Origin of the sequence: Hyphomicrobium sp. (assembly GCF_035572195.1) — a bacterium.
In the GTDB taxonomy this organism is placed as follows: domain Bacteria; phylum Pseudomonadota; class Alphaproteobacteria; order Rhizobiales; family Hyphomicrobiaceae; genus Hyphomicrobium_B.
Window position 1 is genome coordinate 23,966 of sequence record NZ_DATNBA010000111.1, and the last position, 15,410, is coordinate 39,375.

General features: G+C 60.8%; 17 protein-coding genes. All 17 read right to left on the reverse strand.

Features of this window, described 5'->3' with window-relative positions:
• Positions 1 to 4 precede the first annotated feature (4 nt).
• Entirely contained in the window at positions 5 to 1,645 is a 1,641-nt protein-coding gene (gene nusA / locus VN623_RS09180) for a transcription termination factor NusA (RefSeq protein ID WP_325570315.1), read from the reverse strand.
• Positions 1,646 to 1,649: 4 nt separating this feature from the next.
• Complete coding sequence (gene rimP, locus VN623_RS09185) at positions 1,650 to 2,291, reverse strand: ribosome maturation factor RimP (protein WP_325570317.1); 642 nt, start codon at positions 2,289 to 2,291, stop codon at positions 1,650 to 1,652.
• 127 nt (positions 2,292 to 2,418) lie between these two features.
• Positions 2,419 to 3,078: a tRNA (guanosine(46)-N7)-methyltransferase TrmB gene (gene trmB / locus VN623_RS09190; RefSeq protein WP_325570319.1), complete on the reverse strand. Its 660-nt coding sequence runs from the start codon at positions 3,076 to 3,078 to the stop codon at positions 2,419 to 2,421.
• A 76-nt stretch (positions 3,079 to 3,154) separates the two neighbouring features.
• Positions 3,155 to 4,360, reverse strand: coding sequence for a methionine adenosyltransferase (metK, locus tag VN623_RS09195; protein ID WP_325570321.1), 1,206 nt, complete (start codon positions 4,358 to 4,360; stop codon positions 3,155 to 3,157).
• A 219-nt stretch (positions 4,361 to 4,579) separates the two neighbouring features.
• Positions 4,580 to 5,044 carry a helix-turn-helix transcriptional regulator gene (locus VN623_RS09200; protein ID WP_325570323.1) on the reverse strand — a complete coding sequence of 155 codons (465 nt, stop codon included), beginning with the start codon at positions 5,042 to 5,044 and terminating at the stop codon, positions 4,580 to 4,582.
• A gap of 99 nt (positions 5,045 to 5,143) precedes the next feature.
• The gene (lnt, locus tag VN623_RS09205) at positions 5,144 to 6,784 is read right to left on the reverse strand and encodes an apolipoprotein N-acyltransferase (RefSeq protein WP_325570326.1); all 1,641 of its coding nucleotides are present in this window, start codon (positions 6,782 to 6,784) and stop codon (positions 5,144 to 5,146) included.
• Positions 6,781 to 7,794, reverse strand: a complete 1,014-nt coding sequence (locus VN623_RS09210; protein ID WP_325570328.1) for a hemolysin family protein — start codon at positions 7,792 to 7,794, stop codon at positions 6,781 to 6,783. Before VN623_RS09210 ends, lnt begins: the two co-directional genes overlap by 4 nt.
• Positions 7,795 to 7,812: 18 nt before the next feature.
• A complete protein-coding gene (gene ybeY / locus VN623_RS09215; protein ID WP_325570330.1) occupies positions 7,813 to 8,325 on the reverse strand; it encodes an rRNA maturation RNase YbeY in 513 nt (170 codons plus the stop codon).
• A 6-nt stretch (positions 8,326 to 8,331) separates the two neighbouring features.
• On the reverse strand, positions 8,332 to 9,327 hold the full coding sequence (locus tag VN623_RS09220; RefSeq protein ID WP_325570333.1) for a PhoH family protein: 996 nt from the start codon (positions 9,325 to 9,327) through the stop codon (positions 8,332 to 8,334).
• Positions 9,328 to 9,460: 133 nt separating this feature from the next.
• A complete protein-coding gene (gene miaB / locus VN623_RS09225; RefSeq protein ID WP_325570335.1) occupies positions 9,461 to 10,810 on the reverse strand; it encodes a tRNA (N6-isopentenyl adenosine(37)-C2)-methylthiotransferase MiaB in 1,350 nt (449 codons plus the stop codon).
• A gap of 67 nt (positions 10,811 to 10,877) precedes the next feature.
• The gene (locus VN623_RS09230; RefSeq protein ID WP_325570337.1) at positions 10,878 to 11,759 is read right to left on the reverse strand and encodes a lysophospholipid acyltransferase family protein; all 882 of its coding nucleotides are present in this window, start codon (positions 11,757 to 11,759) and stop codon (positions 10,878 to 10,880) included.
• Positions 11,760 to 11,768: 9 nt separating this feature from the next.
• On the reverse strand, positions 11,769 to 12,224 hold the full coding sequence (locus VN623_RS09235; protein ID WP_325570382.1) for a Fur family transcriptional regulator: 456 nt from the start codon (positions 12,222 to 12,224) through the stop codon (positions 11,769 to 11,771).
• Between the two features lie 95 nt (positions 12,225 to 12,319).
• Positions 12,320 to 12,814 carry a ribosomal protein S18-alanine N-acetyltransferase gene (gene rimI, locus VN623_RS09240; protein WP_325570339.1) on the reverse strand — a complete coding sequence of 165 codons (495 nt, stop codon included), beginning with the start codon at positions 12,812 to 12,814 and terminating at the stop codon, positions 12,320 to 12,322.
• Complete coding sequence (tsaB, locus tag VN623_RS09245) at positions 12,811 to 13,509, reverse strand: tRNA (adenosine(37)-N6)-threonylcarbamoyltransferase complex dimerization subunit type 1 TsaB (RefSeq protein ID WP_325570341.1); 699 nt, start codon at positions 13,507 to 13,509, stop codon at positions 12,811 to 12,813. Before tsaB ends, rimI begins: the two co-directional genes overlap by 4 nt.
• 10 nt (positions 13,510 to 13,519) lie before the next feature.
• Entirely contained in the window at positions 13,520 to 14,110 is a 591-nt protein-coding gene (locus VN623_RS09250; RefSeq protein ID WP_325570343.1) for a malonic semialdehyde reductase, read from the reverse strand.
• A gap of 74 nt (positions 14,111 to 14,184) precedes the next feature.
• On the reverse strand, positions 14,185 to 14,739 hold the full coding sequence (locus VN623_RS09255; RefSeq protein WP_325570345.1) for a NifU family protein: 555 nt from the start codon (positions 14,737 to 14,739) through the stop codon (positions 14,185 to 14,187).
• A 136-nt stretch (positions 14,740 to 14,875) separates the two neighbouring features.
• Positions 14,876 to 15,376, reverse strand: coding sequence for a universal stress protein (locus VN623_RS09260; RefSeq protein ID WP_325570347.1), 501 nt, complete (start codon positions 15,374 to 15,376; stop codon positions 14,876 to 14,878).
• Positions 15,377 to 15,410 lie beyond the last annotated feature (34 nt).

Here is a 15,410-nt window from a genome sequence, read left to right on the forward strand (position 1 = left end):
GCCGTCAGCCAGGGACGCTGGTGTCGTCCGCCGGCGCGGCCTCGGATTCTTCTGCTTCGGCCACCGGCTGTTCGAGATCCTCGGCCTTGATCCACCCGGCGTGAACGCGAGCCGCCATGATCATGTTTTCGACATCGGTCCGCGACAGCTCGAAGCCGTCCAGAAAACCTTTATGCCTGACGGCCTCGGCGTCCTTCTCCTTCTTGCGCTCCGTCCATCCGATCAGATCGTCGGTGGCGCAATCGGCAAAGTCCTCGACGGTCTTGATGCCGTTCTCGCCGAGGGCCACCATCATCGCGGTGGTGATGCCGGGAATTTCCGCTACGTCATCGGCAACGCCAAGCTCGCGCCGCTTCGCATCGCGATCGGCTTCCTGCTGCTCGAGATATTCGCGCGCCCGGCTCTGGATCTGCTCGGCCGTGGCCTCGTCAAAACCTTCGATGTGCGCAATTTCCGAAAGGTCGACGTATGCGACTTCATCGATCGTCGCAAAGCCCTCGGTCACGAGAAGCTGGGCAATGACCTCGTCGACATCGAGCGAATCCATCAGAAGCTGCGTACGCTCCGCGAACTCCTTCTGCCGGCGCTCGCTTTCTTCCTGCTCCGTCAGAATATCGATATCCCAGCCCGTCAATTGCGAAGCCAGACGAACGTTCTGACCGCGCCGGCCGATCGCCAGCGAAAGCTGCGCCTCGGGAACGACGACTTCGATGCGGTTTGAATCTTCATCGAGCACGACCTTGGTAACTTCCGCAGGCGCCAGCGCGTTGACGATGAAGCTCGCCGCATCCGGGTTCCACTGGATGATGTCGACTTTCTCGCCTTGCAGTTCGTTGACGACGGCTTGCACGCGCGCGCCCCTCATGCCGACGCAGGCGCCGACCGGGTCGATGGACGAATCCTTCGAAATAACTGCGATTTTGGCGCGGCTCCCCGGATCGCGGGCGACGGACTTGATCTCGACGACGCCGTCATAAATTTCGGGAACTTCGGCGCGGAACAGGGCCGACATGAATTCCGGCCGCGCGCGCGTCAGGAAGATTTGCGGGCCACGCTGCTCGCGGCGCACTTCGTAGATGAAGGCGCGGATGCGATCGCCGAGCCTCACGTTCTCGCGTGGGATCATCTCGTCGCGGCGAATGATGCCCTCCGCCCGGCCGAGGTCGACGATGACGTTGCCGTACTCGACCCGCTTCACCGTACCGTTCGACGTGTCGCCGACGCGATCCTTGAATTCTGCAAACTGCCGGTCGCGCTCCGCTTCGCGCACCTTCTGAACGATGACCTGCTTGGCGTTCTGCGCAGCGACCCGGCCGAATTCGAGAGGCGGCAGCGTTTCGGCGAGCATGTCGCCGACTTTCGCGTCAGGATTGCGCTTTTTGGCGTCCTCGACGGTAATCTGCGTTGCGTCGTTTTCGACGAGATCGACAACGGCTAGCACGCGCGTCAGCTTGGCTTCACCCGTTTTGGGATCAATCTCGCAGCGAATGTCGTTCTCCGCGCCGTAGCGTGACTTCGCCGCCTTCTGGATCGCGTCCTCCATCGCCTCGATAACGATCTTCTTGTCGATCGTCTTTTCGCGCGCGACGGCGTCGGCAATTTGCAAAAGCTCAAGCCGGTTGGCGCTAATGCCTGCCATAGCCATGACTTCAATCCTCCAGATCGTCTTCGTCGAGTTCGGCGCCGTCACCGGGCCGGGTTGAGTGGCGCTCCTTGGCGCGGGCGAGAGCTTCGCGGATCAGCTCATCGGTCAGGACGAGCTTGGCATCCGAAATCAAATGCACCGGTAGCCCCAAAAGCTGGATGCCGTGTTCGCCGGTGTCGGCTTGAATACGAACTTCACCATCTTCGAAACCTTCGAGCACGCCCTTGAAGCGCTTGCGACCGCCAACAGGTTCCGTCAGTTCGATGCGAGCTTCGTGACCCGACCAGTCCTCGAAATCACTCGGCCGAACCAGAGGCCGGTCGATGCCGGGCGACGAAATCTCGAGCCGATACGTACCCGAAATCGGATCGGCGACGTCAAGCACCGGCGAAATGCTTTTCGAGATCGCTTCGCAATCGTCGATCGTAATCGAACCGTCGGGGCGTTCGGTCATCAACTGTACGATGCGATCGGCGGTTCCGCCGCCTTGAACCTTCACACGCACAAGCCGGAAACCCAAATCTTCGAGAACGGGCTCGACAATCGAAGCGATGTCGGCCGCAACGCCCGTCTCGCGCAAGAAGCGGCGCGTGTCCGGGCTGCCCTCTGATGGCTGCGGTGCGTTGCTGGCGATCGTCTCTTGCAAAGGCGTTCCGTGGCTAAAGTTCGTTCGGAGCGGGCCCGAAGGTCCACTCTCCTATCCGGTCGTAGTGTTATTGGAATGACTGGTAGATAGGCGAGATTTCAGAAGTACGCAAGGCTTTCGCATCGCGCTAGGTCCTCACAAATCGCAAATAATAGCTCCGCCGCCCGGCGGCGGCAGCTTTGGCCTCATAACGGGTCGCCGGCCAATCCGATGGCCGAACCCGCCAATCGGCAGGGCTTTCGGCCTGCCAGATGAAGCGCGGCTCACGCGCGAAAGCCTCGAGCATCGTGCGCGCATAATCGCCGATATCGGTTCCGATGCGAAGTTCTGCCCCCGGCCTCAGGGCCAGCGCCAGTAGGTCGAGAAGCGAAGTGTTAACGAGTCGGCGTTTGCGATGTTTCCGCTTTGGCCAGGGATCGGGAAAGAGAATGAAGGCGCGCTCAATCGACGACGGAGTAAGCCCTCGCAGCACGTCTCGCGCATCTCCCATGTGAATAGCGACGTTCTTCAGCCCGTCCGCCTCGACGGTGTCCAGCACCTTTATAACCCCGTCTTCGTATGGCTCGCAGCCAATGAGCCTGACTTCGGGATGCTGGCGTGCTTGCCAGAGAAGATGTTCGCCACCGCCGAACCCGATTTCGAGCCAGGTCGGACCAGGGCCTTGCGTCTTGGCGTTATCGAAAGCGACTTGCGGGAGATAGTCGCGCAGCAACGCTGCTTGACGTTCGCTCGGCTTGCGCCCGCGCCGGCGGCCGTATGATCTGAGTTCATGCTCGTCGCTGGACATTGTCGTATGCACCGCCACAACAAAAACGGCCGCTTTCGCAGCCGTTTTATACTCTCAAATTCCATCGGCCACGGGCTTAGGCGACGGCCTTCTTGATCTTCGGAGCGAGGTCGGTGCGCTCCCATGAAAAACCGCCGTCCTTCTCAGCGGGCCGACCGAAGTGGCCGTAAGCTGACGTGCGTGCATAGATCGGCTTGTTGAGTTCGAGATGGCCGCGGATGCCGCGTGGCGTCAGATCCATAACCTCGCCCAGCGCCTTCTCGATCGCCGCTTCATCGACCTTGCCGGTGCCATGCGTATCAACGTAGATCGACAGCGGTTTAGCAACGCCGATGGCGTAGGACAACTGGATCGTGCAGCGATCGGCAATGCCGGATGCGACGACGTTTTTCGCCAGATAGCGCGCCGCGTAGGCTGCCGACCGATCAACCTTGGTCGGATCCTTGCCGGAGAATGCACCACCGCCATGCGGTGCTGCGCCGCCGTAGGTATCGACGATGATCTTGCGGCCCGTCAGACCCGTGTCGCCATCGGGGCCTCCGATGAAGAATTTGCCGGTGGGATTGATATGCCAGATCGTATCCTTGCTGATCCAGCCCTCGGGCAGCGCCTTTCGCACATAGGGTTCGATAATCTCGCGAACTTGCCGCGAACTCAGATCTTCATCCACGTGCTGATGCGAAACGACGATCTGCGTTACGCCGACCGGCTTGCCGTTTTCGTAGAGAACCGTCACCTGGCTTTTTGAATCCGGACCGAGCTTCGCGGCTCCAGCCTGCTTGGCCTTCCGCGCCGTGGCGAGATCCTGCAAAATCTTGTGCGCGTAATAGATCGGCGCCGGCATGAGCTCCGGCGTTTCGTTACAGGCATAGCCGAACATGATGCCCTGATCGCCCGCGCCCTCTTCCTGGTTCGTCGGCTGCTTGGCGTCAACGCCCGCTGCAATGTCAGCCGACTGCGAATGCAGCAGAACTTCGATATTGCAGTTTGCCCAATGGAACCCTTCCTGCTCGTAGCCGATGTCCTTGATCGCCTTGCGTGTGATGTCCTGGATCGACGCAACGGTGACGTCTTTCGGACCGCGCGACTCTCCGGCGATGATCACACGGTTCGTCGTGGCCATCGTCTCGCATGCGGCCCGGATGCCCCAGGGATCGAGCCCTTCCTTGGCACCTTCACGATAGAAGGCATCGACGACTTCGTCGGAGATGCGATCGCAGACCTTGTCAGGGTGGCCTTCGGATACGGACTCGCTCGTGAAAAGAAAGGACTTTCGCGCCACTGGGGCCCCCGATGTTGAAGCGAAGTGCTATTGCGCTTGAGATGGAATGTGCAGCCGGTTTAGCAGTTGCCCGCTGTTCGAAAAGCGCCGGTTTGTCGCAGCATCGCTTCTGCCGGTCAAGCGCGCGGCCTTGCGCGAACACGAGATTTACCGCCTTGGACGACATGCTCATCTGAAAAGATTGAACGCTGGCAAAGACGGATTAGCAAGCCGGCCGCTTCAACCTTCTTCACCCGCAAGCGCCCGAACGAGATCGACGATCGAGCGGCGCACTTTCGGATCGGTGACGCGCGCAAATGCCTTGTTCAATTCAAGCCCCTCTCGCGTACCGAGAAACTCGACGACGTACGTCTCATCCGGTTGCTCGGCGAAGCCGGTCATCACGGCCCCGGCGCTTTGCGCGCCCGAAGGCGCCTCGTCGTAAAAAAACTGCACGGGAACGCCGAGAACCTTTGCGAGATCGAAGAGGCGGCTGGCGCCGATCCGGTTGACGCCCTTCTCGTACTTTTGCACCTGCTGGAACGTCAGCCCCAGATGCTCGCCAAGCTTTTCCTGGCTCATGCCGAGCAGCATCCGCCGCAGTCGGACCCGCGAGCCGACATGGACATCCATCGGATTGGCGCGCCGCGATCCACGCGGCGTCTCTTCGCTGGAAGCGTCCTCGGTTGAAATGTCGTTCGCCATCGCTCTTACAGCCAACAGTTAAATACGGAGAGCTTTCACACTTCCTAGGTGTATGCGCGGCGGGCGTCAACGTCCGAGCGTCGCCGCGACGAGTTGACGTCAAGGCCTTGATAAACTGCCTTTTTTGCTGAGCACGCCGGCCAGCGATGCGAACAGGACGAGCACAAGGACGAGCATCCAATCGCCGGCCTTCGCATAGAGAGGCGCCGCCAAGGCTTCGGGAAGCGGGCTATCGATCACCCCGCGCACGTTCAATCCCAGCGTCTGCAGAGCCCGTCCGTAAGGATCGACGACCGCGGAAATCCCATTGTTGGCGGCACGGATCAGCGGCACCCCCTCTTCGACGGCACGAACACGGGACTGATAGAAATGCTGGTAGGGGCCGGTCGTGTTTCCGAACCAGCCATCGTTGGTGACGTTGATCAACACGCCCGGACGCGCCACGCCCTGCACGATCTCTCCCGGAAACAACGCCTCATAGCAGACGAGGGCCAGCGCCGGCGGCAGCCCCGGGATGGTTAAGAGTTGGCGCGGCGAAACGCCCTCCGCAAACGAGCTTCGTCCGTGCGTGAGCTTTTGGATGCCAATACCCGAGAGGAGAGCGTCAAACGGCACGTATTCGCCAAATGGGACGAGCTTGATCTTGTCATAAACGCTGACGAGTTCCCCCCGATCGTTCAAGACGATAATGCTGTTCAGCGTGCGAGTTGCCGGCGAGATGAGGGTGCCGGGCGTCGGCTTCGGATCGTGTCGCAGAGCCCCGGTAATCAGCGTCGTGCCGGGCGGTATCACGGTCGCGAGAATGTCGATCGCTTCCGGCGTTTCGAGCGGAAAGAACGGCATCGCCGCTTCCGGCCAAACGAGGTGCGTGATGCCAGAAAGCGAATCCGCTTTGCCCTGCGGGTCCGCCAGCGACAAAGCCACGTGATCGTCGAAAATTTTGCGCTGAAATTCGGCACGCCACTTCTCGCGCTGCGGCACGCTTGGCTGCACAATCCGCATCTTCACGCCGCTGACGAATGTCTCCGGCGCGCTGAGCCGCCAGGCTCCGTAGGCAAAGAGGATCGCGATCGGAACCACCGCCAACGCTATTGCTCGAGCGATGCCTGCAATGGAAGGACGGCGACCTTCATCGGCGATCGCGACAAGCGGCGCCGGGAAAACAAACAGAGCGATCGCCGTCAAGCCGTAGGCGCCGAACAGAGCGGCGCTTTGCATCAGCGGCAGCGGATAGGTTAGCGCATAGCCGGGAACGTTCCAGGGAAAACCTGTCAGAACATGGCCGCGCAACCATTCGAACACCGCGAGGACAACGGCAAAAACGAAAACACGCGCGATACCCTCGATCCAAAACAATCGCGCAACGGCCGCCGCCGCCGACCAGAAAAGCGCCAGGCCCGCCGGCAACAGCGTCACCGCAAACGGCAGCAACCAGGCAAATTTCTCCGCTTCGACGAGGAACGCTTCGCCCACCCAAAACAAGTTAAAAAAGAAATAGCCGAAGCCGAATAGCCAGCCGGCGCTAGCGGCCCGGCGCCAATTCGGACTTGCATCGATCAGCCAGACGAAAACCGGCAGCGTCAAAAACAGAACCGGCGAAGCGAAAATCGGCGCGTACGCCAGCGCACAAAGGCCGCCCGCAATGAATGCAACGGCAGCACGCCTCCAGCCCGTGAGTGCCATGATCCGCAATCGCAGAGCTGCGAGCGTTGCCGATTTTTCGCCTTCGGCATTCCTCACGCCTTCGGCGCTTCAGCCGCCGGCTTCACGTTGGGCGCCAGTGTGCGCGGCAGGTGAACCTTGAGCTTCTTGACGCGCCGGGGATCGGCATCGAGAATTTCGAACTCGACGCCCGTCGCATGGCGGATCAATTCGCCGCGCGCCGGCACACGCCCAAGCATCGAGAACACGAGACCGCCGATCGTGTCGACATCCGTCTCCTCGGCATCGGCAACGAGTTTTACACCCAGATGTTTTTCAAGTTCCTCGATCGGCGTGCGCGCCGCCGCGATGATGCCGAGCTTCGGGTCCACGACGATATTCGTTTCCTCGTCGTCATCGTGCTCATCTTCGATGTTGCCAACGATCTGCTCGACAAGGTCTTCGATCGTTACGACGCCGTCCGTTCCGCCGTACTCATCGACGACGAGCGCCATGTGAATGCGCGTCGACTGCATGCGGATCAACAGGTCGACGGCGGGCATCGAAGGCGGCACGTAGAGAACCTGGCGGCGGATTTTCACCGTCGTAATCGGCCGGCTGAGATCGAGGCTTTGCAGATTGAGGCTCTTCGGCGCCGGTGTCTCCGTTGCGCCGTCGGAATTCGCGATCCGCAGCGGCTGGCCGGTTGCTTCCGACATCAGCCAGCGGAATAGGTCCTTGATGTGGATCATACCGCGCGGATCGTCGAGCGTTTCCCGGAAGAGCGGTATGCGCGATACGCCTGCCTCGTCGAATGTCTTCAACAGCTCTGAAATCGGCTCGTTTTCATCGAGCGCAATGATGTCGGCGCGCGGTATCATCAGCGACGCAACACGGCTCGCGCCGAAGCGCAAAAGCCGTTCCAGCATCTTGCGTTCGGCTTCGGTGAAGCTCGTCGAAGCGTCGGCCCTCAATGCTCCTTCGAGGGCATCGCGGACACTCTGCGGCATGGCGAAACCAAGCCTAGCGCGAAGAACATGCAGCCAGCCGTGCGCACGACTTTCGTCGGACGAGGAGGACGCGGTCTTGTCGTGTGTCTGGTCAGTCATCATGGGTCGCGGGCGCGGTCACTCGATTGTACCGGTTTCCAGCGCGCCGGTGTAGGGATTTGCAACACCCAATTCGGAAAGTATCTTAATTTCAAGGGCTTCCATGCGTTCGGCATCGGCGGTTGCGATGTGATCATGTCCTAAGAGGTGCAATATGCCATGAACGACAAGATGTTGCACATGATGCTCGAACGAGACGTCTTGTTCCTGCGCCTCACGCTTAACGGTTTCGAGAGCCATCACGATATCGCCGAGGTGGCCGTCAGCAGCGCCGGCGCCGGCCGGAAATGACAACACGTTTGTCGCCTTGGGAATACCGCGAAAATTCTCGTTGAGAACCGCGACACGGGCATCGGACGACAAGGCAACCGAGACCAGACCCGGACGCAATTCGCGACCCAAGACCGCCGTGACGGCACCCGCTGCTTGTTCGATGACCGTCTCGGCATCAGCCAGGCAAGACCAGTCGCCGTCGTCCTCGGTCAGTTCCACGCGAAGGACGGCACGCGGCTTCTTTTGTGACGCCGGCATCTCAGGTCACTTCGGTTTCTCGTAGGCATCGACGATCTTGGCGACAAGATCGCGGCGCACGATATCGCCGGCCCCAAAGCGCACGGCGGAAATGTCGTCGACCTCGGAGAGAAGCTCGACGGCCTCCTCGAGACCCGACCGCATTCCGGGCAGAAGATCGATTTGGGACGGATCGCCGGTGACGACCATCTTCGAACCTTCGCCGATGCGCGTCAGAAACATCTTCATCTGCATGCTGGTTGTATTCTGCGCTTCATCGAGAATGACGAAGGAATTGGCGAGCGTGCGGCCGCGCATGAAGGCAAGAGGCGCGATCTCAATGACGCCCGTTTCGATGTCACGCTCGACCTTCTCCGGCGGCAGCACGTCGTAGAGTGCATCGTAGAGCGGTCGCAAATAGGGGTCGACCTTTTCGCGCATGTCGCCGGGCAGGAAGCCCAAGCGCTCGCCCGCCTCGACAGCGGGCCGCGACAGGATGATGCGTTCCACGGATCCGCGCTCGAGACACTGCGCGGCAAACGCCACTGCGATATAGGTCTTGCCGGTGCCTGCCGGACCGAGACCGAAAACCAGATCGTGTTTCTCGATGGCGCGGATGTAAGTGCTTTGCATCGGCGTGCGGGCTTTGACGACGCGGCGCCGCGTGACGACCTGCGCCTGTCCGTCGGAGATCGCTCCCTCGGACCGGGCGTGGCGGATCAGACCATCGAAGTCGCCCGCTCCCACCGCCTCACCTTTCGCAGCGCGCATATATAACTTTTCCAAAACCTCGCGCGCAATCGCACATGGGCTCGCCGGGCCTGTCAGAATAACGACATTGCCGTGCGCGTGCGCGTCAATTCCGAGTCGGTCTTCAAGGAGCGCGAGGTTGCTGTCGAATTCACCGAGCAGCTGTGTCAACAAACGGTTGTCTTCGAAGGGTACGACGACACGAGCGGTTTCAAGTACAGGTTTGCTCGGCCGTCTCGACGTTGGCGCGGATGCCCCGCGAAATGCTCCCAAATCCCGACACTCCTTTTTTGGCCATACCCAAAAATCGAATCGCCGCTGGCACCAACGCTAGCATCCAAACGGCTTCTCGACACGTATGCAGTGTGCTTAACGCACAACTTCACGTGTGCTCATTATAACCGATTTATGCTGCAGCGATGACACCGGAAAGGCTCATGCGGCGCGCCTCCGTAACGGCAACGTTGGCCGTGCTGCCGACCAGATCGCCCGCACCGGCAGCATGGACAAGCTGTAGATAGGGAGTACGGCCGACAAATTCACCCGCTTGCCGCCCCTGGCGTTCGAACAGTACCGGAACCACCCCGCCAATGCTGCGACAATTGAATGCGACCTGCTGGCCTTCGAGAACCGCTTGCAGGCGCAGAAGCCGCTCCGTTTTCAACTCTTCCGGTATTTGTAGACTGCGGATTGCCGCGGGCGTTCCCGGGCGCGGGCTGTATTTGAACGAGTACGCCTGGGCAAAACCGATCTTCTCGATCAGGTCGATGGTCGCCTCGGCATCCTGATCCGTCTCGCCCGGAAATCCGACGATGAAGTCGCTGGACAAGGCGATGTCCGGCCTCGCCGCACGAACGCGCCCGATGACATCGATGTACTCGGTGGCCGTATGCTTGCGGTTCATTGCCGCGAGGATGCGATCCGATCCCGACTGCACCGGCAAATGCAGGAACGGCATCAGCTGCGGAATCTCGGCGTGAGCCGCAATCAGATCGTCGCTCATGTCGCGCGGATGGCTGGTCATGTAGCGGAGCCGCTCAAGCCCATCGATGCCGGCGAGGTGACGGATCAGGTCCGCGAGGCTCGCCGCCCGGCCGCCCGCGCCTTCGCCGTGATATGCGTTGACGTTCTGCCCGAGGAGAACGATTTCCCTGGCCCCGGCTCTGACGAGTTCGCGAGCCTCGGCCTCGATCTTGGCGACGGGCCGCGAGAATTCGCCGCCACGCGTATAGGGCACGACGCAAAAGCTGCAGAACTTGTCGCAGCCTTCCTGCACGGTCAGAAACGCTGACGGCGATGACACGCGCCGCCGCGCAGTCAACTTGGCGAACTTCTCGTCCCCCGGAAATTCCGTTTCGACGATGCTTTTACGTTCGTCCGCGATGCGCTTAATCAGTTCAGGCAGACGATGATAACTTTGCGGACCGATGACGAGATCGACCGCCGGCTGCCGCGCCGTGATCTCCGCCCCCTCGGCCTGTGCCACGCAACCCGCAACGGCGATGACCGTGTTTTTGCCGTGCCTACCGCGCGCATCCTTGATATCGCGAATGCGGCCCAGATCCGAATAGACCTTCTCTGCCGCCTTCTCGCGGATGTGGCAGGTGTTGAGGATCACGAGATCGGCGGACTCGAGTTCGGCCGTCTCGGCATACCCCTCACGCGCCAGCGCTTCGGTCATGCGCTCGCTGTCGTAGACGTTCATCTGGCATCCGAACGTCTTCAGATAAAAACTTTTGCGAACGGAGTGATCCACGTCGTGCGGCCGTATCCCGGTTGTGCGTTGTCGCGTCAAGGCATGCGCATAGCATAAAAGCCGGCGGTCATGTCCACCTCTGGCTCTTGGCATGCGGCGAAGCGAGCTTGCCGCGGCGGTGGTCTTCCGACGGCTCGACCGGCACGAGATCGGGATCGCCGGGGCGCCCCCGCAAGATGCCTAGCACGGCGTGACGTATGACGCGCTCGCTCTTGAGGGCAAGGTCTTTCCGGTCGCGGAACTCGCTTAATGGCACAGGCGGGCTGACCTTGATGGTCACGGTAATCGGCCCCGACCTAAGGACCCCCCAGGCGTGCGACGTCATTTCCATATCGCCGTACCAGCCGATCCTTGGCCGGTCAGCGCGCGTGACCGGGATGCCGTGGACGCTTGTGTAGACGACGGCGGCGGTCTGCACGACCGTGCGAGCCGCAGGTGGCGCACCCTGACCGACGACCGCACCGAACAGCGACGTCTTGAAGGGCAACACCCGGTTGCCGTCGCTGGAGGTGCCTTCCGCGAACAAAACGACGGTGTCTCCCCGCTGGAGCCGCGCCAGTATCGCGTTGGCCGCGTCGCCCGTGGCTTGGCGGCGTGTGCGATCGATGAAGATCGACCGTTGCAGGCGCGCCAAGGCCGAGACGAAGGGCCAACCGCCGACCTCCAATTTGGCAACGAACGAAACCGGCGCCAACGCCGAAAGAACCGGAATATCGAGCCAGGATGTATGATTGCAGACCAGCAGCGCTGGCGCATCGTGAACGACGGCACCCTCAACCTTGAGCGTGATGCCAAGGATGCGGCACACCTGCCGGTGATACCAGTGCGGAAAGCGGCGCGCGGCTTTATCTGAAACTCTGAGCAGCACGGCCTGAACCGGCATGAGCGGCAGCGTCAGGCCGAAGAAGGCGAGAAGCACGGCCGAGGCGCGAAGTGATCCCGTTGCCATTGGCGCCTGTCAGACTTTGCGGCCGGCGGGCTTCTTTTTTGCCAGCGGCACGCCAAAAAGCTCCAGCCGGTGGCCGACGAGTTCGAAGCCAAGCTCACGCGCGACGCGCTCCTGCAGGGCTTCAATATCGGGGTTGGAAAATTCGATCACTTTTCCGCTCGCGACGTCCAGCAGATGATCGTGATGGCCCCGCAATGCGGCCTCGTAGCGCCCGCGCCCCAGACCGAAATCATGGCGCTCGAGGATGCCCTTCGCCGAGAAAAGCTTGAGAGTTCGATAGACCGTCGAAAGGGAAATTCTTGCATCGATGGCGTGGGCGCGCCGATGTACTTCCTCGACGTCCGGATGGTCGGTCGCAGACGTCAGGACCTGCGCAATGACGCGGCGCTGTCCCGTCATGCGCAACCCGTACTCGGCGCATCGGGACTCGATCGGTGTTGCGGTCTTGGCGCGTATTGCGGACATGGCCATCAGCGTTGGCTTCGAAGCACGAATATCTAACTTGGGTCATATAGGCAGGGACAAGGCTTTGCGTCCATAACGACGCGGCGGCACTCAAATCACTGCTGTAGCGTCAGCACGAGCGTCAGCGCATCGACGGCTTCGCTGCCTGGCCGCTCGTAGTAACGCTTCCGCCGTCCCGCTTCGACAAAACCCAGTTTACGATAAAGGGCAACCGCCGGCGCGTTGTCTTGTGCAACCTCGAGAAAGATCCGCTTGGCCTCGCCACGACGCGCCGCTCGTGCCAAGCCCTCCAACAGCCGCGTACCAAGGCCTGCACGCTGCCAGTTCGGCGAGACGCCGATGGACAGTATTTCGGCCTCGTCGGCGGCCAGTTGTCCGATGATGAAGCCTATCGCGATCTTCGGTTCGCCGGCCACGGCGACGAGCGATGTCGCTGCGGGATGTTCGAGCAATGACTTGATCGAATCCGCACTCCATGCCGGCTCGAAGATTTTAGCGTGCAGCGCCGCGATTTCTTCGGCTCGTTCAGGAGAAGCCCACAACAAGCTGACGTGCTTCAGGTTTCGAAACGGCGTAACATTTGACGTCATACGCCAGCTCCGACGAAGGGACTTGGCGATGGCGGCTTGGCGTCGGGCGGCCTGAGGTAGAGTGGACGCACGCTTGCAGATGCCGGAAGCTCACCTGCGGCGAAAAGCATGTCGAGCGCGTCGGGAAGTAGGTCCGGAAGGATCGGCGTCGCATCGATGCCCTGTTTGCGCGCCGCTTCAGCCAGCAACGCGCCGCCTGAACCCGCAATCACGATCGGCTTGCGACCGAGCAAGCTTGCCGCCTCGGAAACCTCGCGACACTGCGCCGCGACGACGCTCTCGAGCGTGTGGCGATCATAAACCTCGAAGTAGATTTCGCCGCGTCGCGCGTCGGTCGCGACAGCGATGCGTTGCGTTGGCGCGGCGGGAATATACGGGCTCATCGCCATCAGTCTCAGGCTCGACAGCGAAACGATTTCGGCCTTGGTGGCAAGCGCCAGCGCCCGCGCCGCCGAAACGCAAATGCGCGTGCCCGTAAACGTTCCGGGCCCGCGACTGACCGCGATGCGGTCCAGCGCCCCGAATACCAAGCCGGCCTCCGCCATGACGGCCTCGATCATCGGCAGCAACCGCTCGGCATGGCCCTTGTGCATCGGCTCGAAGGCAAACGCGATTGCGGGCGTAAGCGACCTCAAGCCCCGCCCGGCCGCCACGGAGCACGCATCGAAACAGGTATCGAACGAAAGAATATTCATATCGGCAAAACTATATGATCCTGGCCATTTCGTCGAAATCAAACCGCGGAGACCGTGGATAAACGCCCGCCGGATCGCCATAAGCCAGATTGCATAGGAAATTAGACTTTATCTCGGTTCCAGCGAAAAATTCGGCATCGACCCCGGCATTATTGAAGCCGGACATGGGACCGCAATCGAGCCCCAGAGCACGCGCCGCCAGAATGAAATAGCCGCCCTGCAATGAACCATTGCGGAAGGCCGTTATGTCGGCATGCTCTTTCTTTCCGGCAAACCAGCTTTTGGCGTCGGCTGACGGAAAGAGCCGGGGCAGATAGTCATAGAACTTGAGATCGTATGCGAGAATTGCCGTAGCAGGTGCCGCCATCGTCTTATCGACGTTGCCGGGGCTGAGATGCGGCTTCAGCCGTGCTTTTGCTTCCTGCGATTTGACGAAGACAATGCGCGCCGGCGAGCAATTGGCACTCGTCGGACCCCACTTCATATGCTCGACAATTTTCTTCAATAGTTCATCCGGCACTTCGCGCGGCTGCCATTTGTTATGGGTACGGGCTTTGTCGAACAGTTGATCCAACGCGGCGTTGTCGAGCGGTTGAGCCATTTGAACCTGAATATCCTGATGCCTGAAACGAAGAACCCCGCCGGAGCGGGGTTCGATTGAAGAGCTCTCTCAAGCTAAACCGGCTCGACGGACTGCACGTCAGGACAGAAGTGCTTCAGCAGGTTTTCGATCCCATTACGAAGCGTCGCCGTCGAACTCGGGCAGCCGGAGCAAGCGCCGCGCATGTGGAGATAAACGACGCCCTTGCGGAAACCAGAGAACGTGATGTCGCCACCGTCTTGAGCGACAGCCGGGCGCACCCGCGTCTCCAAAAGCTCCTTGATCGTCGCCACCGTCGCCTCATCTTCGGGATCGTAACTGCCCGCGGCGCTATCGTTTGAATCCTCTTCATCCGTGATCGGCTCACCGGACATGTAGTGTTCCATGATGGCCCCAAGCACCATCGGCTTCAGATGCTGCCACTCGATATCGCCCTTCGTGACCGAGATGAAATCGGAGCCGAAGAAAACGCCGTCAACGCCCTCGATGGAAAAGAGACGCGTTGCGAGCGGCGAGTCCGAAGCATCGCTTTTCGAGCGGAAATCGGCGGTGCCTTCGGCTAGAACGTCTCTGCCGGGAATGAACTTCAGTGTCGCCGGGTTGGGCGTGGCTTCGGTTTGAATGAACATGGCGCCTCTCTGAATTCGCTCCGCAGTCAATAAACTAATGCCGAATGCGATCGGATACGACATTAGAATACTTCTAACATAAGGACACCAGGCCCTGTTGTCCAGGCCGGGCGGCTGCGGTCGGTTCAGCCGCAGCCTAGGCTAAGGCCTTGATTTCATCCAGCGAAAGCTGACCCGGCACGACGGCGATGGGCACCGGGAATCCACCCGCCATCCGGCCCGCGGCAAAAGAGGCAACCAGCGGCCCAGGTCCTTTTGCGTCGATGGACGCGCCCAGCACCAAGAGGGCGATATCCTCATCATCTGCGATGAGTTTGAGAATTTCTTCCGCCAGACGGCCTTCGCGAATGATTTCCTCGGTCTCGATATTCTCGAAGCCGGCGAGCGACAGCTTCCGCCGGAAAAGACGGAAAAGCGCTTTGGCCTTCGTCGTTTCCTCTTCCAGCTGAACTTGGCGCACACCAGCCCAATTCTGAAATTCGCCCGGCTCGATCACATAAAGCATGGCGACCGACCCGGACGAACGCAGCACGCGGCTCGCCGCGTAATAGAGCGCGCTTTCGACTTCCTGGCTCTCGTCGACGACGATCAGGAGCTTGCGGCGGTGGCCTTCTTCGAATGAACGGCGCAGTTTCATGTGCCGATGCTGCCATTCCTTTTGAGGCGCCGCA